This window comes from Filomicrobium insigne, assembly GCF_900104305.1.
GTDB lineage: Bacteria > Pseudomonadota > Alphaproteobacteria > Rhizobiales > Hyphomicrobiaceae > Filomicrobium > Filomicrobium insigne.
Genome location: NZ_FNJC01000004.1, coordinates 118706 through 138525, shown reverse-complemented (window position 1 = coordinate 138525; position 19820 = coordinate 118706). Strand labels below are relative to the sequence as shown.

The following is a 19820-nucleotide window of genomic DNA, read 5'->3' as shown; positions in this document are numbered from 1 at the left end:
TGCATGCAGCTCCCCGTCAACGCGCGATATCCCGCCTTCCGCGCGACGCAAGCGACAGCGGAGGGCGATGAGAATTCTCGATTCCGCTGATCTCAACGATGAATTTCTGCCGGATCGCACGGCCAAAATCCTCAAAGCCGTCAGCCGGGAGAATAAAGGACCCCGGCCCAGCTTTCACATTGTCACGATACCAGTCTTCCAACGTCACGGCTTCGCTGCCCTCCAGGATGGGCAAACCATTGATCGTCGTGCCGAAACTCGCGATCTCGTCTCGCACTGCCGTGACAGGCTCACGCGCATTACAATTATCTGCCCCATCCCCCGAGACATCGACCACCGTTCGCAGGGCATTCACGGGCACTTGCGGCAGGATTTTATCGTTGAGGAAGCGCAACATAGTTCCCAGACAAGTAAACTCGCCCGTGAAACGGGGAAGCTGACGGACCTTCTGCGCAACGGCCTTAGCGTCCTCCTCGCTGCCGATCCGCATCCAGGGCATGGCGACGTTGGGGCGATCAGACCAAGTCACCAACGTCACTAGGATGCTGCTACGGGGACCGTTGAGAATTGTGCGAATAACCCCGGCATCTTCGAGCGCGGCAGCAATACCTTCCATCTGGAGACGATAACGGTGATCGTCGACGGAATTGGAAACATCGACAGAAATGACAAGAGCAGTATCAACGCCATCCGCATACGGCTGCGCGTCCGCAGGACTTTTGACAATCCCTACCGATAGAATGACGGTAAAAAAAATGGCGACGCCCCTCCGCAGAAGGTGCCCCACAACGGATGGTATCGCCCCGGGCAATGACTGGTGTCTCACGGCGTTTCCTTTTTGACTGACTGGGCGCCTTTGACACCCTTCGCAGTTTGCAGCCCACGGACGCCCTCGAAATTTGCTTCCGTGAGATTAGCTCCAGTAAAATCAACTCCCGCTAGGTTTGCCCCGGTGAAATCCGCACCCGTTAGATCAGCACCATGAAAATCCGCATCGCGCGCGTCAACTCCGCGAAACTTTGCAAAGGCAAGGTTGGAGCCTGACAAGTTTACCCCTTTAAGAACTGCACCTGAAAAATCCGCTCCCGGCAGCTGGCTGCTCGCCTTGGTCGAGATCGTTCCACTGCGCAGGTCGAGCGGTGAAAAATCAGCTTCTGTCAAATCGGCGCTACGGAAATCCGCACCGTCCAGCCGCGCATGCACACGGAGACGCACTAAGCGTGCGCGCCTGAAACGTGCGACATCGTCAGTATCAAAAGTATCGGTCGCGAACGTCGTCGGACGCAATAGCGTCGCATCCGTCAAATTCGCATCTGAAAAATCCGTCCGGATAATCGTAGCACGATCAAGCCGCGTTTCAGATAGGTCGGCCCCCACAAGCTTGGCATCCGTAAGATCTGCACCATACAGATCAGCGCCGGTCAGGAGCGCAGCCTTGAAATCAAGATGCGAAAGATCAGTCAGCGTGAGGTTTCTATCTGAGAAATCAACCCGTTGGCCAGGCTTCGCCTCAAAGAGCTTCTGAGCCACCTGACGCGCGCTGAAATCAGCCGCGTGAACTCCCTCCTGCAAGCCAACAATCCCAGCGACAAGGAAGAAAATGGCGAGCAGCTGAAAGCCCCAACGGCCACCGAGAGCCAATAACGATCTCACATCGCCTCCGCATTACCGCTCCAGGACCCGACGTCTCCTCGACTCAACAGATCAAAAAAGCGGGAACCATGTCCACGCAACCAGATTAGCCTCTAACGATCTGCTTTTGAAACTGACATCCGCGTGCGGTACCCACACATAGCCAACCACAACGGGGTACGAGCCAGCTCCGCACGAGGCAAGGAGGGATCCAACTGCCATGGCCGGCAACCAGTTCCTCGACGACGTCAACCGCCAATTTAACGAAGCCGCGCAGCACGTGCCTATGGAAGATGGCCTTGCGGAAAAAATTCGCGTCTGTAACGCGACCTATGTGACACGCTTCGGCGTTCGGCTTCGCGGCCGCATGGAAACCTTTATCGGCTGGCGCGCGGTTCACAGTACGCACGTCACCCCAGCCAAAGGCGGCATCCGTTATGCCCTCAGCGTCGATCAACAGGACGTGGAAGCCCTCGCCGCATTAATGACCTACAAATGCGCGCTCACGGGCCTCCCCTTCGGCGGCTCAAAGGGTGGTCTGCTCATCGATCCCAGCCAATGGGAACGCGAAGAACTGGAGAAGATCACGCGCCGCTTCACCCAAGAGCTTGTGCGCCACAACTTCCTAAGCCCCAGCCAAAATGTACCAGCGCCCGATGTCGGTACCAACGAGCTGACTATGGTTTGGATGGCCGATGAATACCGACGGTGGGCCCCAAACGACATAAACGCATTTGCTTGCGTTACGGGCAAACCTCTCGCCGCTGGCGGCATAGAAGGTCGGATAGAAGCAACGGGCCGCGGGGTTCAGTACGCCATACGCGCGTTCTTCCGAAGCCCTAGAGACGTTGCCTGGACAAAACTGACGCCGGAACTGCGCGACAAATCCATTATCATTCAAGGCTTGGGCAACGTGGGCTACCACGCCGCCAAATTTCTCAGCGAAGAAGACGGCTGCCGTATCATAGCGATCATCGAACGGGACGGCGCACTTCTCAACTCGGAGGGGCTACCCGTCGAAGCCGTGAAACAGCACATGGGGCAGACAGGCGGCGTCAAGGGCTTCCCCGGCGCGGAATATATCTCAGACGGCTCTCGGGCACTCGAACACGACTGCGACATTCTCATTCCCGCCGCCACGGAACGGGTAATTGACGAATACAACGCACTTCGCATCCAGGCAAAACTGATTGTTGAAGCCGCCAACGGCCCCGTCACCTTCGAGGCGGACAGCATTCTGAGAAACCGCGGCATCGTCATCCTGCCCGACCTTTTCGTGAATTCAGGGGGTGTAATCGTCAGTTACTTTGAATGGGTCAGAAATCTTACGCATATGCCCTTCGGCCTGATGGAACGACGCCACGACGAGGTTAGCAACCGCCTCTTGGCCAGTTCATTGGAAACAATGACAGGCGCCAAATTTCCAAGTGATATTGCCCGGCCATTCCTGGACGGAGCCCGGGAAATCGATCTGGTGCGCAGCGGGCTCGATGAGATAATGCAGTCCACCTATCGACAGCTTTCCGATCTTTGCCATTCAGGGAAAGATGTCTGCGACATGCGCCGTGCCGCCTATATCATCGCGATAAAGCACACCGCCGAAGCCTACCGGGCCATTGGCATCTAAGCTTGGCAATCACTTCAAAGTTGCATCACCTAACATTAGCTGTATGGCGCCAGCCTCTCCCAGCGCATCCACCTTGCCGACCGGCCCCCAAGGTGGGACAATTACATCGATAAGTTCGAAGAAACTGTGAGGCCTCTCGCGTCGATGTCCACCAAATCCGCCAAACGCCGCCCCGCCGCCGAACAAGATAAGATGCTGCTTGAGGCTTTGCGTGAAGCACCCGGCCCCGTGAGCGCGTATGACATCATCGAAATGTTGCGCCCCGAAGCCGTTCTCGCGCCACAAACCGTATACCGATCGCTAGAGCGCTTGATCGATGAAGGCCGAGCACATCGCTTGGAAAGCCTGAACGCCTACGTCTCGTGCAGCCACCCCGAGCACCATGAAGCAACTGCGTTTGCGATCTGTCAAAACTGCCGTCAGGTCATTGAGTTTGATGACGCGGGCGTAACCGCGCAATTGAAAAGCTGGGCCAGAAAGAACGGCTTTGACATATCGCAAATGACGCTTGAACTACGGGGAACCTGCGCAGCCTGCCGTACAGCAAACGTAGGCTGATTTTTTCAATCGCCTCTCCTTTGAAGCTGCTACCGGCGTACGGCGGGCGCCTCAACCCGAACCCCCTCAGCCCGTTTGGCAAGATAAAGCTCGAGGCTCAGATATTCCGGCGATCCAAAATCAAATTGTCGCGCGCGCACCCCCAATGAACAGGCACGGAGCCGTCGGTGAAGTGAGCCAAGTGTCTGCCACTCCAATCGATAGGCCGGCCAACCGCTGCCCACACCATCACTGATTGTATCGCCCCGCAATCGCCGTCCGGCATTCGCCTCGTGACATTGGGCACAGGACAAGTTGAGCTGCCCGACCCGCGTGTAGAAACGCTTGCGCCCAGCCTCGTAAAAAGGTGCGGCGGGGCCATCGATATGAACCTTCACCCGCTCGCCCCGTGATTGATGCGCGACGTAAGCCGTCAACGCGAGAAGCTCGTCTGTTTCATAGGCCAACGCCTCCGCGCCCTGATGGCGCGTACGACAGGTATTGATGCGCTTTTCCAAATTGAAGAGCTCGCCGCTCTCGGCATCGACAGCCGGATACCGTGCGGCAACGCCCTTCATCGTTACGTCCGCAGCATCATGACAGGACGCGCAGGATTTTTGCGTGCGACCGACCGGCTGCTTCCACAAGCTCTCGCCATCGCTGACCCAGAGCATTCCTGGATTTGCAATGTCATCCGCCTGAAGAGCCTGCAGATTTTTCGACATATAGAAGCTGCCCGGCCGCACCGTCTGATCAGCAGCCAGCACCGGCAGCAGGACCCCCATGAGACCAGCCACCCCGCAGAACCCCGACACAAGGAAGCGGGAACACTGCATTACGTCACCGTCAGCATCCGGCTCTCACGGAAAACCTGTCCCGTATCGTCCGTCCAGGTAAACACCAATTCACCCGTTTCGATCGCGACTGTCGAGAAACCAATGAAGGGGTTGGCAGCCACACCAGGCTGCAATTTCCATCGCATCACTTCGACGCCACCGTAAGTGACGGTCATATCCGTCACGATGTTTCGCGGGATCTTCTTGCCCACATTATCAACGCGATAGCCGGTCTCCATTGGATGGCGCAGGATCGCCTTGATATCGACGATCTCGCCCTTCTTTGCCTCGTCCGGCATGGAAATGCGAACTGGTGCGCGTGCCATAGGCGTTCCTCAACCACCATCAATGCAAGCCGCGATCGTAACGATCACCTTCTTGCTGTCTTTCCAAAAACTGCCATCACTCATCTCCGCCACTGCCGCCACCTCCTGCGATCCCGCAAGGCGTATACTCGTCGAGACTTTCGGACGTCCCGCGCGGGGACCAAGATGGAAACTGCTGATCAAAGCAATTGGATTTCTCGGTGACAGAATGTGGATCGCCCGCACATGATCTGCTTCCGTCATCGGGCTATCAACGGCGACGGTCGTGTAAACGGACAGACCATTTTCCGCGATGCCCGGGATCGTCAAAGTCACCCGCCCCGCTTTGACCTCCGCCCCGTTCGTCAGAGACTGAAGCGCCTCGTCGAATAAAACCTCCGTCGCCCCAACCGGCAAAGGCGCGATTGCCAAACTGACGAGCCCCGCGCCACCTCCGATCAGCAGATGTCTACGCGTCGTCATTGTTGTCCCTTAAGGCTCACGAGGTACGCGGTCACGTCTTCAATTTCCTGCGCTTCCAGTGCGGGCTTCCCCTGATACTCCGGAGCTACTTCGCGCAATCCATCCACCTTATAGTAGGCAGGCATCAAGCTCTTTGGATTGAGCCGCAGCGGATCAATCAAACGCAACCGTATCTGCCCCTCGCTCAATCTCTTTCCGACGTCTCCCAGGGCAGGTCCGAGATCGCCTTGGAATGGTTCATTCGCAACTGGAAACGTATGACAAATCAGACAGTTTCCACGCCTGCGATCAAGCACGATTACCTTTCCGCGTTGCCGATCGCCAACGCGCCCGCCCAGCGCCATAGGCACCGCATCACCCACAATCTCATAAGAGACGACCTCATGACCAAAAACCGGCGTAGCGGCCACAAGCGCAGCCGCCAGCCATAGGCATGTCAGACGAGACTTCACCACCGCACACGGCCTAAGCCTTCGCAAGGCTATGATGCTTTAGCGGCAGCGTGCGAATCCGTTTTCCGGTTGCCGCAAAGATCGCATTGAGGACCGCTGGTGCGGCAACGGCGATCGTCGGTTCGCCCACTCCACCCCAGAACCCGCCCGAAGGCATCACGATGGTTTCAACCTCCGGCATCTCGGAAATCGTCATCACTCGATAGGTATCAAAGTTCTGCTGCTCTACGCGCCCGCCCTTCACCGTGCATTCGCCGTAGAGCATGGCTGACAGACCGTAGACGAACGAACCTTCCACCTGTGCCTCAATCTGCTGCGGATTAACGGCATGGCCGCTATCCGTCGCCGCCACAATCCGATGGATCTTGACCTTGCCATCATCGCCGACCGAGACCTCAGCGCACGCAGCAATATGGCTGGCAAACGCCGTGCACTGGGCAAGACCGCGGTACACACCTTCCGGAGCCGGCTTACCCCAGCCCGCGCCTTCGGCCGCTGCTTTTAGAACAGCCGCGTTCTTGGGATAATCACCCATCAGTTTGAGCCGGAATTCTAGCGGGTCTTGGCCTGTCGCGTGCGCCACCTCATCCAGGAAACATTCCATATAAATGGCGTTCTGATTGGCATTGACCCCTCGCCAGAAACCCGGCGGAACGGGCGGATTGCGCATCGCGTGATCGACCAGCAAGTTCGGGAATGAATAGCTGATCGAATGCTCCCCACCTGGCAGCAGCGTCTGGAACGTCACCATATCGGCACCGTTCTTCATGCGTTGCGGCATCACGCTGGCCAAAATCGACTGGCCGGCGATCCGCACTCTCAATCCCGTGACGTCGCCATTCTCATCAAGCGCGGCCGTCAATTTGCACTGGGTGTAAGGATGATACATGCCATGCGCCATGTCCTCCTCACGCGTCCAGATCAGCTTGACCGGCGTACCCGGAAACTCCATGGCGATCATCACGGCCTGCCGGACGTAGTCATGAAACGCACCACGGCGACCAAACCCGCCGCCAAGGTGGATCTTATAAACGTCGCACTGCGCAGGCGAGAGCCCCGCAGCTTCCGCACATGCCGCGAGCGCAGCTTCACCGTTCTGCGTCGGACACCAGACTTCGCAACGCTCCTCTGTCCACTTGGCAGTAGCGTTCATAGGCTCCATCGTCGCATGGTGCTGAAACGGATACGTATAAGTCGCTTCAACTGTCTTGGCGGCTCCTTTGAGAGCCCCGTCAATGTCGCCGGCTTCGTTGCCGACAAAGGCATCCTTCGCATCAAGGCCCTCGGCAACGAACTCACGGATCGTCTCGCTGGTGACGCCTTTATTTTCACCCTCATCCCAGACAATGGGCAGGGCCTGCAGGGCGGAATTTGCCTGCCACCACGTCTCGGCAACAACGGCCACGGCATCCTCGCCCACCGCGACGACACCCCTCACACCCGGCATCGATTTAACTTTGCTGTCGTCAAAGGAAGCAAGCTTGCCGCCAAATACCGGGCAAGCCTTGATGCTCGCGTTCAACATACCAGGCAGCTTCAGATCAACGCCGTAAATCTGTTTCCCGGTGAGCTTATCCGCGGTATCGAGGCGCTTCACGGGCTTACCCGCCAGCTTCCAGTCTTTCGGATCTTTGAGCTGAACTTCTTTCGGAGGTTCAAGCTTTGATGCTGCCACGGCGACCTTGCCGTAAGTGGTTGAACGGTTTGAGGCCTTGTGCGTGATCACGCTGTTGACCGCTGTGCAGTCGCTCGCGGAAACACCCCAGTCCTTGGCGGCCGCGGCGATCAGCATTTCACGCGCCGCCGCGCCACCTTGGCGGACGTAGTCATGGGACTCGCGGATACCGCGGCTGCCCCCCGTTGAGAAACTTTGCCAGATACGGCCCCGCTCAAGATTTGTCGCCGGACTTGGATATTCCGTCGTCACCTTCGACCAGTCGCACTCAAGCTCTTCGGCAACCAGCTGAGCCAAACCCGTCAACGTGCCTTGGCCCATTTCCGAACGCGCAATACGAATAATCACTTGGTCGTCCGGCTTGACCACAACCCAGGCGTTGATCTCGTCGATCGCTGCCTTCGCCTCAGCCGCCTCCCGTCCAAACGGAATCGAAAAGCCCAGTGTCAGGCCTGCGACAGCACCCGCGCCAGCAACGAAGCCGCGCCGCGTAATATCGAGAGATACGGTCATCGTCGCGCTCCTTAGGCTTTGGCTGCTGCAGCAAGATGAATGCCTTTGCGAACGCGCCTATAGGTGCCGCACCGGCAGATGTTCGTTATCTCAGCATCGATTTCTTCATCTGATGGCTTGGGGTTTTTCTCGAGGAGAGCCGCAACGGCCATGATCATGCCAGCCTGGCAATACCCGCACTGCGGAACGTCGAGTTGTAGCCAAGCTTGTTGGACAGGATGTGATCCATCTTCCGAAAGCCCCTCGATCGTCACAATCGTGTCGCTCTCAGAAATGCTCTCCAACGGTAGCACGCAGGAACGCTGCGCCTCACCATTGATATGCACCGTGCAAGCCCCGCATTGCGCTATGCCGCAGCCGAATTTGGTGCCGGTCAACCCCAACTGTTCACGCAGAACCCACAAGAGAGGTGTCGCGGGGTCCGCCGCGACGTCCAAAACACTGCCGTTGACATTGATCTTTGCCATATCGTTTTTTCCCTTCGAAGGGCATCGCGATACGCGGCCATCAACCTCTAAGCAGCCCCAGAGATTTTGCCTCCGCACATCGGCAACCAATGCGACGCCATTGTCTGATAGGCGCAAAGCGCCGGTGGCTTGCTCGCAATAATGCAGCGATGGCGAAGCTGCGCAATCGTCAGGGCGCGACCATCGCAAACCTGTGATGATAAAGGATGAAATTGTTATCCGCAGAGCGCAATATAAGACCGGCACGCGCTCGGATATTCCGAGTTCAGATATGCTCGGTTGTGAAATTTTCCGAGATTGCGCCCGGGGGTCAAGCAGGCCTTTCGGTGCCTTCTGCAAGCCTCTCTCGAAGGCTCTCAACAGCTCCAATCAGCTGACGGCTGTTAAACGGCTTAGACACCAGCAAGGCCTCCTGAAATCCGGCAGGCAGACCCTCACGGCCATACCCTGATACAAACGCGAACGGGATACCGCGCGCTTTCAAGGTTTGAGCCAACTCATCAACACGCGTCCCCGCAAGATTTGCGTCCATGAGCGCAATGTCAAAAGTCTCATTTTTAATCAGCCGCATAGCCTGTTCGGCATTGGCTGCCGGACCCAAGACAGAACAACCAGCCTCCTTGAGGCAGTCTTCAATATCGATCGCTACGAGCGGCTCGTCTTCCACCACCAGAACACGCGTTCCGGCCATGTCACTTACCTCACTCTGTCCGACGGCAACCGCCGCGATACTTCTGCTGAAACCATTATCAATTTCCACGTCCTTCCTAGCCGGAACCGATAAACCTGTCAGGGGTAGGCTTATCCTGCAACCGAAGCCTTCGGCTTCGAACCGCAATTCGGCCATGCCGCCATAAGCAGCCAGACCACTTTCAATAAGTGTGGATCCAAATCCCCGAGTAGCCGGCGTAACGACTGGCGGGCCACCGGACTCCTGCCAATCTAGAATGAGTATCGGACTAGCGTCGCCGTCAACACGCCATGTCAGATCCAGACGGCCTTCTGACACCGATAATGCACCGTATCTGCGCGCATTAGCAGCTAATTCATGGAGAAGAAGAGCCAGATGCAAAGCCGGCTGCGCCGCCAGCGTCACGCTTGGACCGGAGGTGTCCACGCGCGCTCTGTCGGCTTCATGCAGGATCACCTGACCACCTATCAGCCGACCCAACTCCGCTCCCCGCCACGTTTCCTGCGTTAGAATCGTATGCGTGTTCGCGAGCGACTGAACTCTACCGCTGAATTTTTCCACGAAATCCGCAGGAGACGTCGCGCTTTTAAATGATTGCCCCGCAATCGATTGCACCGTGGCCAAAGTGTTCTTCACGCGGTGATTGAGCTCATCGATTAGAAAACTCTGAGCTTCTTGAGCCTTTTTTCTCTCAGTAATATCGACGAGCACGTTCACGCCACCCGTCAAACGTCCGACAGCATCAAAAATCGGCGTCGTATACGCGAGAATAGGCACCTGCTCGCCATCAGGCCTCTCGATAATCACCTCAGCCTCCGTCAATGGCCGCTTCTCATGAAGCGCCACAGCCATTGGGTATTCGTCATGCGACATGGCGGAGCCGTCGGGACTAAAAAGCTTCGATGAGCAGCACCATTGATCTTCGCCCAATCGCGGCTCACGTCCGACCATCTCAACGGAAGCCTTATTATAAAATGTCAGCTTGCCATCTGTGTCGGTCGTATAAACTGCCGCCGGAAGCGCATCGAACACAGCGTGTAATTTCTTCTCGCTAAGCTCAACTCGCTCCAAGGCACGCTTAAGTTCGCTAATATCCTGAAAGCTGTTGATCGCGCCTTCGAGATTGCCGTCATCGTCAAACACGGGCTCGATATTGGCGAGAACCGTAATCCTCGTACCGTCCGGCCGCTCTATCTCGACGGTCTTATCTCTGACGCCGACCCCCGTACGCAGAACCTCCGCCATCGGCGTATCCTCAGGCGTCATACGGCTACCATCCTCGGTACGGAAGAGCCGGTAGGAGCCGGAGAACCGTTCAGAAGGATCTTTTAATGCGGGCTTGCGCCCCCACAACCGAGCCGCGTGAGCGTTAAACTGCAGAACGCAGCCATCTTTGTCACAGACATAAATACCGATAGGTAGCAGATCCAGCCAAGAACCTGCCGCGAACATTTCCAGCACGGAAGTTCGCCATCTCGTCCGGTCCGCCGTCTTCATCGATTTTGCAGATCCCGAGCCCATTACCTAGCGCACACCCCCAATTCGACATGGCATAATGCACACGATGCACCAATGGTTCCACCAGGGGCAAAAATAACTGGTCAGGTTGTCTCGGAAATTGAACAAACCCTTTAACTACGCCCCAAAAAAGTCAAACCGCCTCCGTTTGACACACGATTAGGCCGCGTATCAATTTCGAAAGGTCAGAGACGAGGCTTGGAGCACATGCATCAGCATGGGCAGCAGAAACGAGAAGGTAATTCATGAGGTGTGAACGAGCAGCAGCACGGGTCCTCGCACCTCTTATCCTTATTGTGTGTGCTGTGTCCGGCGGTGGTTTCGCAAACGCTGAAAGGAAATCGGTTCCGCCGGAGGCGACGGCCACCGGCCAAGACTCGATGCCGAATGCCTATTTGCTCAATCTGCTGATCCGAACAACGCTCATTGCGCTCAATCAAGCGAATCAAACCGGCAATTACTCGGTCCTACGGGACCTCGCGGCACCCTCATTCCAGCGCGCAAATACCTCAGCCCAGCTTGCCGAAATTTTTGCGGCATTGCGCAAACGCAATCTCGACCTGTCACCAATCCTATTCTTGGAACCCAAGCTAATCCGGCAGCCCAAAATCGACGAAGCTGGAATGCTGCGGCTCTCGGGATTTATGCCCTCCGAACCAGAACGTGTGCTCTTTGATATGCTTTTTCAGCGGCTCGACAACCGTTGGCAGCTCTTCGGGATATCCGTAGACGTTCGGCCACCGGACGCACCCAAGGCTGCAGATGCCGTAGCCGCACCGCCGCAAGGCAAGACATCGCCGCCCCCCAAAAACATCAAGAATCCCAAAGAGAAAAAATAGCTCGCAGTTGATTGGCAATCCCCTGAACCACCGCTGGACTGGCTCCAACAACGCGTTCATTCTCGCATCAAAACTTTACATCATTGCGTTGCCCGCAAAACACACATCAACATCAGACATGACAACACTCCCACTTTCCTCTTGCTGGAAATAGGGGTTTTGGCTGTAGTGCGCACATGTCTGCGGAGGGTAATCGCGTGTTTAAAATCGACAGACGTTATTTATTTTCGACGCTGAAGAATAATTCGGAAAAACGGGATTTAAAGACTTCCCGAAAGAAGGCGTCAGACAAGTGAAGCAACATTGCTTCCTTCTTCTTATTTTCAGATGTAACGAGCAAATGCTCGGTATTGTCTAGGTACGTTCCCATTTTGAACGGCCGCGACAAATAAATTCAATGCGGGGGCACTTGAGGGAAATTCGGTACGTGGCTGATGCTGCGTCCGATTACTCTCGATTGCGGTAAATTTTAACGTGCTTTGTGCGCGCGGTTAGTGCTGGCGTTTTACCGGGTGTCGAACCATGACAATTGACAAAAATCAGACATTTAATTCTGCGCTTTTTAACGGCGCACATTTTCAAAGCAAATCCAAACACAAGCCCTGGCGGGGGCGCCTACTTTCCTCGGCAAGCATCTTGACACTGGGCTTAGCTGCTATTGCCGCATCAAATACGGCTCAAGCAGCAAGCTGCCCCGGCGGCTCCAACAGCATCAATGGAGCCGGATCTGGAATACTTAATGGCGGCCTCTTACCAGCCACTCTGAATTGTCAAGGTAACGTAATAAATGGCGACGGGACGGCCTCAGGCAATGGCACTGGCGCGGGCGGCCAAGCAACAATTTTGAACAATTTCTTTTTTGGTGATGGCTCCGGCAGCTTAAACGGTGCAGCCCTGGTAGGAGGTTTCGCCGACATTCAGAACAACTTCGTTGTCGGCAATGGCTCCCTGAGCGGAAACGGGACGGGCAACGCCACGCTCCACAACAACGTAATCTTTGGCGACGGCTCCGGCAGCCTTAACGGTGTCGGGGGGACCGTCGTTGTCAGCGATAACTTTATCGTTGGCACTGGATCCGGAAGCGGCAACGCCGGCAATGTCACCAACAATACGATATTTGGTGATCTGTCGGGTTCTGCCAACGGCAACAACTTCGCCAACAACACCATTATCGGGAACGCGTCGGGGAGCGGAAACGGAGCCGACTTCGACAACAATACAATCATCGGCAACGGATCCGGCAACCTTGGCGGGGACGGCGTCAACAACAACACCGTCATCGGCGATTTGTCGGGCAACGGCTACGGCGATGGCGCAAGCTACAACAACGTTGTCGGCAACCTGTCGGGGAATGGCGTCAGCGGTTCGAGCAACAACGCTTTCGGCAATGCTTCCGGCAACCTCGTCGAAGGAAACTTCAATTCCGCGCTTGGAACGCTCTCCGGGAATGACGTTTCCGGCGATGGGAATACCGCGATCGGCTTCGGCTCAGGAAATTTCGTCGGAAGCAGCAACAACATCGCAATGGGCGTGCTGTCCGGCAACGTAATTAGTGGGGACAACAATATAGCCTTCGGCACTCTTTCCGGAAACTTTGTGACCGGAAACAACAATCAGGCGGCGGGCCTGATTGTCGGGAATTTTGTCGAGGGCGAAAATAACCAGGCGAGCGGAACCGCCTCGGGCAACGGCGTGACGGGCAATAACAACCAAGCCAACGGAACCTTGTCGGGCAACGACGTAACCGGCAATAGCAATCTGGCTTCGGGCACAGGAACGGGGAACGTCGTCGAAGGCCTTGGCAACCAAGCTGCCGGCATAGCGTCTGGCAACTTTGTTGCCGGCGTAGGCAACCAAGCCGCAGGAATTCTTGCCGGGAATGGTGTCGAGGGTGTTGGCAATCAGGCCAGCGGTATTGCCGCTGGAAACATTGTCCAAGGCAACAACAACCAGACGAGCGGTACGCTGACGGGCAACGGCGTCTTTGGTGACGACAATCAATCCAGCGGCTTTGCGTCGGGCAACGTCGTGATCGGCAGCAATAACCAGGCGAGTGGCCAGGGCGTCGGAAATCTTGTCTTCGGCGAAGGCAACCAAGCAAGCGGAACCGGATCCGGCAACCTTGTCGTCGGCGATGATAACCAGGCTAGTGGCGCACTGTCCGGCAATGCGGTCTTCGGAGACGCCAACCAAGCAAGCGGTTTCGGATCTGGAAACCTCATCGCCGGAATCGGCAACCAAGCGCGAGGAATTCTCTCTGGAAACGCCGTTTTCGGTGACGGCAACCAAGCCAGCGGGACAGCCTCGGGTAACGTCGTTATCGGTGATGGTAACCAGGCAAACGGAACAGAATCAGGCAACGTGGTCATTGGCAACGATAACCAGGCCAGTGGCAACGGCTCCGGAAACGTCGTCGTGGGAGATGGCAACCAAGCCAGTGGAACCGACACAGGCAATCTGATCATCGGCAATGACAACCAAGCCAGCGGCGCTTTCTCAGGTAATGGCGTACTTGGCATCGCCAATCAGGCCGACGGCCTCGCTGTCGGCAATCTCGTTGCCGGTGTAGGTCACCAAGCAAGCGGCGTGCTCTCAGGCAACGGCGTCGTTGGCGTCAATCATCAAGCCAGTGGACTTGCAGTCGGCAACGGAGTGAGCGGCTTCAACAATCAGTCGAGCGGCTTTGCATCCGGCAATTTCGTCTCCGGAGCAAACAATCAGGCCAGTGGTGCTCTGTCCGGCAACAACGTCACGGGTGACAACAACATCGCCTTTGGCACGAATTCCGGAAACAACATTGCCGCCTCCAATACAATTGCCATGGGGACCAACGCTCAGGCCGTAGGAAACTCCTCGATTGCTATTGGTAATGGTGCGTTCGCGGCCGGACCGGGCGACACAGCCGTCGGCCAAAACGCCAATGTCCAAGCGAATAACTCCAACGCGTTTGGCAATGGAGCAACGGTCAACGCCGGCCACGTCAACTCTACGGCTGTCGGCACGGGTGCGAGCACGACGAATAACAACCAGATGATGTTTGGTACGTCGAGCCAAACCTACACGACGCCAGGCATCACCTCGAACCTGAGCAAAAACCGGCAGTCCGGCCCGCTCGAAGTCGTGACGTCTGACGCGGCCGGTAATCTCGCGACCGATGGTGGCAGCATCTTCAAACGCCTCGATGAGACGGAAGCCGGTATCGCGATGGCAATTGCGATGGAAAATCCTGATCTCGTGTCCGGCGAAAACATTGGCGTCGCGATGAGCGCGGGCTTCTATGAGGGTGCAGAAGCGTTGGCTTTAAGCGCAATGGGCGTGGTTGGGTACGGTGTGTTCACCCCTGATGATCGCGTTGCTATCTTCGGTGGCGTCGGTGTCGGCTTTGAAAACGGACGCGGCGACCACGTCGTCGGTGGTCGCGTCGGCGCGCAGGTCACATGGAAGTAACAGCACGGATCAACGAACAATTAGCGCCCTGATACAATAAGCGTGGCTCGCCGAGGCGAGCCACTTTTCTCATAAAACGGCAACTCAAGCGCGGCCGAAAACCTTGCGCAATTCGCCTTTAGCGGCTTCAAGGGTCTGCCTACGCTCAGCACTCAGCGATTTCCCTGCGCGATTAATCTCAAACGTGAGCATCGACATAGCCGACTGATATGCAGTGCCCTTGCGGCGCGTGCTATTTTCAGCCGAACGCATGAGTGATAGCGCGATCTCGTGCGGATCACGTTTGGTAAACACGCCTTCTTCCAGATCGAGCGCATTGCTTGAGTGTGTGACCTCAGCAGACCATCGCTTCGCCGAACCAGCTGAACTGCCGCTCTTGTGGGTTCGCGGCATGGCTTCTCTCTCCTTGCCTCGCCCGTCTCAGCCACTTTGGATTGACTAATCCACCTAGGAGCAAAGCGTTCCTCACAAAACGCCCGCCGCATTCTGACCTTTAGTCGCGTGATAAGCTTGGTCAGATGCGCAATACCCTACGAGCCATGGGCTACCACGGCCGCTTCCTAGGCCAGAAGGCGCTCGGGCAAACCAATTGCGCTGAAGAACTTGCGCAAGGGGTGTTTGAGGCCAAGTCGTTGATCTTTTGCCTCACGAACGGGCGCACCGGAACGCGGTCACTTACGTCACTGTTTGACTGCGTCCCCCACGTGCATGCCGCTCACGAAGAAAAGCCCTCATTTCACCTGCTGATGCGATGGGTTCAAAGGAACCCCGCACTTGCGCGCGATTTCTGGTTATTTGCCAAAATACCGGCGATTAGCGACCACCCGCAGCCCGTCCACGTGGACACAAGTCACGTTTTCGGAAAAGGCTTCCTGGAACCGTTGCTCGACCTCGGGGCGAGGCCCAAGCTGATCATCCTAACGCGCAACACGCGCCTCATCGCCAAATCCATGCTGGCGCTCAACGATTTCCCGGCCGCACCAAGCGCGCGCTCAAGTGGTACCTTTCACCAAGCGACCCTGTCTTTCACAGGCTGCCCGAACCCGACAGCTTTTCCGACTACCAGCTTTGCTATTGGCACGCCCTAGAGACCGAAGCGCGGCAAGCTCATTATCGGCGTCTCTGCCAATCTCACGGCCTTACATGTGTGGATGCCGACACAGCGACACTTAACAATCTAGATTGCTTCGAACGTCTGTGCGCGAACCTCGGTATCGAACTCGATGAGCAAGCACGCGAGAACCTCAAAAGCCACGTCGGCCGCACTCTCAATTCCCGAACCAATGAGAAGAAACAACGCCCCATCCTGCTCCCCTCTAACTTCGACGAAGCCGAAGAGGAAGTCCGGCAGAACATCAAGACCGAGCAACCGCTAATGATGCGGAAATCGACATCAGGCAGCTATCTCGCAACCGCCTTGAAAAACCTATGAGGTCTGGACCCAAACGCCCTGCCAGCAACCATACACGGCCACCGACTACGCCTGCTTCGGAATAGGAACAATATACTCGCCTTCGTATCCTGCTCCTTCGGAGTACAGAAAGACACTAAGCTTGCCGGACGGCTCAAAGTAGGCGCATTCGACGGCACCAATGTTTCGCACGCCCTTCGTGCGAAGCATGGAGGTTAGCTCGCGCCTCGTTAGGCTCCCTGAACCCAGCGCTTCCTCGACGACGCGACCGCCGGAAACAACGAGAAGGGGCGTCCCCTCAAGATAAGCTTCGGCGCACGCATGACGCGCCAAAATCCACTGGGTAGCGCGGTGCAATACGATCACGACAGAGATGACCAAAAGCCCGTGAAGAAGCGGAACGTTTGGATAAAACATCGGGTCACCCGCCGCCGACCCTACGGCAATCACCAAGACGAATTCGAAAGGACCGATCTGTCCGACACTTCCTTGCCCGACGAGCCGTGTCAAAACGATCGTATAGGCATACATCACCATGGTCCTGAGAATGATTTCGATCAGGAAGAGTGCGCTGCCGAGATCACCCTCTCCCAAAAACATCCGAAAAAAATCTAGCGGTGTAAATGGCTCAGACATGCGGATCTCCGAGTTTCACAGCAACCGGCAACGATCATAGTGAGCAATGAACGTCGATGACCAAGTTCTGGATGCACGAAGACTGTCTGAGCCACTCCCGTTTGCGACTATCTCAACGCGTCTCGATAAAACTGTTCGCTATCATCGAGCACAACCGGGTCATGATCATGAACCCGGATTTTGGATCTTCATCGCGCAAGAGTTCCATCACTTGGTCACCGTTGATAGACAGAAGCGTCGAAGGTTCGAGACACTTGGCAGTCCCAAGCCGCTTGGGGTGCTCTGGGATCAATGCAGCCCACCCGAAAATCATGTGCCGCTTCATGACGCTTTCGACGTTGGCATGGCCCACGTTCGCGCCCATCGCAAAGCTCACAAGCCCACGAACTAAAACAAACATATCAAGAGCCTGTCCGCCGGAATCATAGACGACGTCCCCCGCCTTACATTCCTTTAGGATCGCAATCTCGCCAATACGCGCGAGCGTCGCCGGAGCCGTTCCGGCAAACAGGTTAGTCTCATTGAGAATTCGGCTGATTTCTTCTGTCTTCATTGCTTATCTCCTCCAGCGTGATCTCCGTCACGCTAGAGCAAGCCTCGCAGCATTAGGTCGCGCCTTCCAATAAAGTGTATCTATGCAAACGCCGCACTCTCAGGTTGACCTTAAAGGTGAGGCGCTGCCGAAGCTTTACGCGAACGTCTCGTCCAGCCGATCATAGACCACGCCGTTTGAGAGCGGCAGATCGCTGAGCTGACAATACATGTCTCCCCACTCCCCCGACCCGGGAGAGCCGTGCCGTAACCAACCGGAAAACGGAATGCGGAAGGGCGTCGAACTAGCGCAATCATTCAGATCTCAAGTTGTATGCCGAGCTCGATAACCTGATCGGGAGGCAGATTATAAAAATCCGCGGCCGTCTGCGCATTGTGGCTCATCAGTGAGAACAACTTCTTCATCCACATCGGCATGCCCGCCACCTTCTCCGCTGGCACAAGAGTGACCCGGCCAAGGAAAAAGACGGCATCTTCAACATCGATATTGTAGCCAGCCTCTTGAGCCAGACGGAGCGCGACGGGCACATGCGGCGTTTGCATGAATCCGTAGTGCACGAGGACGCGATAAAAACCGGGCGCTATTTCTCGCATCGTGAGCCGCTGAGCTGCGGGGACACGCGGCAAATCCGTGGTCAACACCGTAACGATCAATACGTTTTCCCGAAGCACTCCGGTTCGGTCAGCAAGCCGCCGCAAGAGATAGGGTGTATCGACCTGCAACGGGCTCAAGAAAACAGCGGTGCCGGGTATCCGGTGCAGCCCCTGCTTATCCGCTCGCGCAACAAAATCCTTGATGGGCTCTTCATCTACACCGAGGCGAGTGAAGAGATGTTGTCGCCCCCTGCGCCAGGACACCATCACGACAAACAATGCTGCCGCGATCGCCAAAGGCAACCAGCCGCCCTGCTCAACTTTCAAAAGGTTCGCACCAAAGAAGACGAGATCGACCACCATAAAAAATGCTGTCACGGCAAACGCAACCGGTGCCTGAATCCGCCAGCAGTCGCGCATGACGAAGAACAGCAGGATGGTCGTAATGACCATGGTGGTCGACACCGCGATCCCGTAAGCAGCAGCGAGGTGCGAAGAGGAGCCGAAACCTATGGCGAGCAGCACCGTAGCAACTCCCAACACTCCGTTGACCAACGGAACATAGATCTGCCCGGACTCGCTGGATGAGGTGTGCACGATGCGGATGCGCGGCATGAATCCCAATTGCACGGCCTAACTGGTGAGAGAAAACACTCCCGAAATCATTGCTTGCGAGGCGACGATCGTGGCCAATGTGGCCAGTCCGATAAGTGGATAGAGCCCCCAAGTAGGGGCTAGAGCATAGAATCGATCGGGGGCACGCCCCGGGTCCGCAAGAACGGCAGCACCCTGCCCGAAGTAGTTCAGCAGCAAGCAAGGCCCTGCAATCGCAAACCATGCCAAGCGGATGGGACGGGCCCCGAAATGCCCCATATCTGCGTAAAGAGCTTCGGCCCCAGTCACGACGAGAAAAACCGCTCCTAAGACGATAAAACCAATGACGCCGTTGGTGAAGAGAAACGCAAGTGCGTAGCGTGGATCAAGCGCTGCAAGAACATGCGGGGTCTGCACGATACTGGTCACGCCCAGGATCGCGATCATGACAAACCACACGAACATGATCGGGGCGAACCAGGACGCGAGCCGATATGTTCCGCGCTTTTGAAGGGCAAACAGCAAAACGAGAATGACCACCGAGGTGGGCAGCACCATGAACTCAAGACCATGGCCAGTCGTCGCCAATCCTTCCACGGCACTTAAGACAGAGATGGCCGGTGTGATCGCGCCGTCGCCGTATAAGAGTGCGGCGCCAAGAATGCCCAGGGCGACAATAAGCAATCCGATACGATCTTTCTCCGGCCTGGAATGCATTAGCAGCGCGACCAATGCGAGGATCCCACCTTCGCCATGGTTATCGGCCCTGAGAATAATGATCAGGTATTTAAGAGAAACGATAAGGGTCAACGCCCAGAAAATCAGTGAAAGCAATCCAAGAATGGTCGCTTCTCCGGGTGGCGATTCCTTCAATGCCTCGCGAAAAGCGTAGAGTGGGCTCGTGCCGATATCACCGTAAACGATACCAATCGCCCCAAAGCCCAACTGCCACGACCGAAGGTCTCGATCCGTACGCTGCGAGGCAGAAATCCGTGCCGATAAACTCGTCAC

The 19820-nt window shown here is 56.4% G+C and carries 19 protein-coding genes and 1 pseudogene; 6 read left to right on the top strand and 14 right to left on the bottom strand.

The window, feature by feature from the left end:
- Positions 1–16: 16 nt before the first annotated feature.
- Together BLS30_RS14290 and BLS30_RS14285 are read right to left on the bottom strand one after the other, a co-directional pair.
- Positions 17–826 carry a DUF1194 domain-containing protein gene (locus tag BLS30_RS14290; protein ID WP_244512444.1) on the bottom strand — a complete coding sequence of 270 codons (810 nt, stop codon included), beginning with the start codon at positions 824–826 and terminating at the stop codon, positions 17–19.
- Complete coding sequence (locus BLS30_RS14285; protein WP_090229815.1) at positions 823–1653, bottom strand: pentapeptide repeat-containing protein; 831 nt, start codon at positions 1651–1653, stop codon at positions 823–825. Before BLS30_RS14285 ends, BLS30_RS14290 begins: the two co-directional genes overlap by 4 nt.
- 199 nt (positions 1654–1852) lie before the next feature.
- On the opposite strand from BLS30_RS14285, the gene BLS30_RS14280 reads away from it, so the two are divergent.
- Together BLS30_RS14280 and BLS30_RS14275 are read left to right on the top strand one after the other, a co-directional pair.
- The gene (locus BLS30_RS14280; RefSeq protein WP_090229813.1) at positions 1853–3259 is read left to right on the top strand and encodes a Glu/Leu/Phe/Val family dehydrogenase; all 1407 of its coding nucleotides are present in this window, start codon (positions 1853–1855) and stop codon (positions 3257–3259) included.
- A gap of 144 nt (positions 3260–3403) precedes the next feature.
- Positions 3404–3817: a Fur family transcriptional regulator gene (locus BLS30_RS14275; RefSeq protein WP_046476389.1), complete on the top strand. Its 414-nt coding sequence runs from the start codon at positions 3404–3406 to the stop codon at positions 3815–3817.
- Positions 3818–3846: 29 nt separating this feature from the next.
- Here the strand turns inward: BLS30_RS14275 and soxA are convergent, their stop codons facing one another.
- The 7 genes from soxA to BLS30_RS14240 form a co-directional block, all read right to left on the bottom strand.
- Positions 3847–4632, bottom strand: coding sequence for a sulfur oxidation c-type cytochrome SoxA (gene soxA, locus BLS30_RS14270; protein WP_090229810.1), 786 nt, complete (start codon positions 4630–4632; stop codon positions 3847–3849).
- Positions 4632–4958, bottom strand: coding sequence for a thiosulfate oxidation carrier complex protein SoxZ (soxZ, locus tag BLS30_RS14265; protein ID WP_090229808.1), 327 nt, complete (start codon positions 4956–4958; stop codon positions 4632–4634). The genes soxA and soxZ overlap by 1 nt, the downstream gene beginning before the upstream one ends.
- A 9-nt stretch (positions 4959–4967) precedes the next feature.
- Positions 4968–5420, bottom strand: a complete 453-nt coding sequence (locus BLS30_RS14260) for a thiosulfate oxidation carrier protein SoxY (protein WP_090229806.1) — start codon at positions 5418–5420, stop codon at positions 4968–4970.
- Positions 5417–5875, bottom strand: a complete 459-nt coding sequence (gene soxX / locus BLS30_RS14255) for a sulfur oxidation c-type cytochrome SoxX (RefSeq protein WP_244512443.1) — start codon at positions 5873–5875, stop codon at positions 5417–5419. Before soxX ends, BLS30_RS14260 begins: the two co-directional genes overlap by 4 nt.
- Positions 5876–5885: 10 nt before the next feature.
- Entirely contained in the window at positions 5886–8060 is a 2175-nt protein-coding gene (locus BLS30_RS14250; protein WP_090229804.1) for a xanthine dehydrogenase family protein molybdopterin-binding subunit, read from the bottom strand.
- 11 nt (positions 8061–8071) lie between these two features.
- Positions 8072–8527, bottom strand: coding sequence for a (2Fe-2S)-binding protein (locus BLS30_RS14245; RefSeq protein WP_090230255.1), 456 nt, complete (start codon positions 8525–8527; stop codon positions 8072–8074).
- Between the two features lie 310 nt (positions 8528–8837).
- Complete coding sequence (locus BLS30_RS14240; protein ID WP_170832484.1) at positions 8838–10715, bottom strand: HWE histidine kinase domain-containing protein; 1878 nt, start codon at positions 10713–10715, stop codon at positions 8838–8840.
- A 266-nt stretch (positions 10716–10981) separates the two neighbouring features.
- On the opposite strand from BLS30_RS14240, the gene BLS30_RS14235 reads away from it, so the two are divergent.
- Both BLS30_RS14235 and BLS30_RS14230 read left to right on the top strand, forming a co-directional pair.
- Entirely contained in the window at positions 10982–11575 is a 594-nt protein-coding gene (locus BLS30_RS14235; protein ID WP_046476380.1) for a hypothetical protein, read from the top strand.
- An 843-nt stretch (positions 11576–12418) separates the two neighbouring features.
- Positions 12419–15022 carry a beta strand repeat-containing protein gene (locus tag BLS30_RS14230; protein ID WP_210184044.1) on the top strand — a complete coding sequence of 868 codons (2604 nt, stop codon included), beginning with the start codon at positions 12419–12421 and terminating at the stop codon, positions 15020–15022.
- 84 nt (positions 15023–15106) lie between these two features.
- On the opposite strand, the gene BLS30_RS14225 is transcribed toward BLS30_RS14230, so the two are convergent.
- Positions 15107–15415 carry a DUF3175 domain-containing protein gene (locus tag BLS30_RS14225; protein ID WP_046476376.1) on the bottom strand — a complete coding sequence of 103 codons (309 nt, stop codon included), beginning with the start codon at positions 15413–15415 and terminating at the stop codon, positions 15107–15109.
- A 125-nt stretch (positions 15416–15540) separates the two neighbouring features.
- Here BLS30_RS14225 and BLS30_RS14220 point away from each other — a divergent pair, with 125 nt between their 5' ends.
- Positions 15541–16110, top strand: coding sequence for a hypothetical protein (locus BLS30_RS14220; RefSeq protein ID WP_139165363.1), 570 nt, complete (start codon positions 15541–15543; stop codon positions 16108–16110).
- Positions 16111–16169: 59 nt separating this feature from the next.
- Positions 16170–16454, top strand: a complete 285-nt coding sequence (locus tag BLS30_RS14215) for a hypothetical protein (RefSeq protein ID WP_090229792.1) — start codon at positions 16170–16172, stop codon at positions 16452–16454.
- A 45-nt stretch (positions 16455–16499) separates the two neighbouring features.
- On the opposite strand, the gene BLS30_RS14210 is transcribed toward BLS30_RS14215, so the two are convergent.
- The 4 genes and pseudogenes from BLS30_RS14210 to BLS30_RS14200 form a co-directional block, all read right to left on the bottom strand.
- A complete protein-coding gene (locus tag BLS30_RS14210) occupies positions 16500–17069 on the bottom strand; it encodes a DUF421 domain-containing protein (protein WP_052743629.1) in 570 nt (189 codons plus the stop codon).
- A gap of 112 nt (positions 17070–17181) precedes the next feature.
- A complete protein-coding gene (locus BLS30_RS14205) occupies positions 17182–17622 on the bottom strand; it encodes a cyclic nucleotide-binding domain-containing protein (protein WP_046476373.1) in 441 nt (146 codons plus the stop codon).
- A gap of 296 nt (positions 17623–17918) precedes the next feature.
- Entirely contained in the window at positions 17919–18374 is a 456-nt protein-coding gene (locus tag BLS30_RS18535) for a KUP/HAK/KT family potassium transporter (RefSeq protein ID WP_425284174.1), read from the bottom strand.
- Positions 18375–18413: 39 nt separating this feature from the next.
- Positions 18414–19820, bottom strand: a pseudogene (locus BLS30_RS14200) (potassium transporter Kup); the annotation flags it as partial.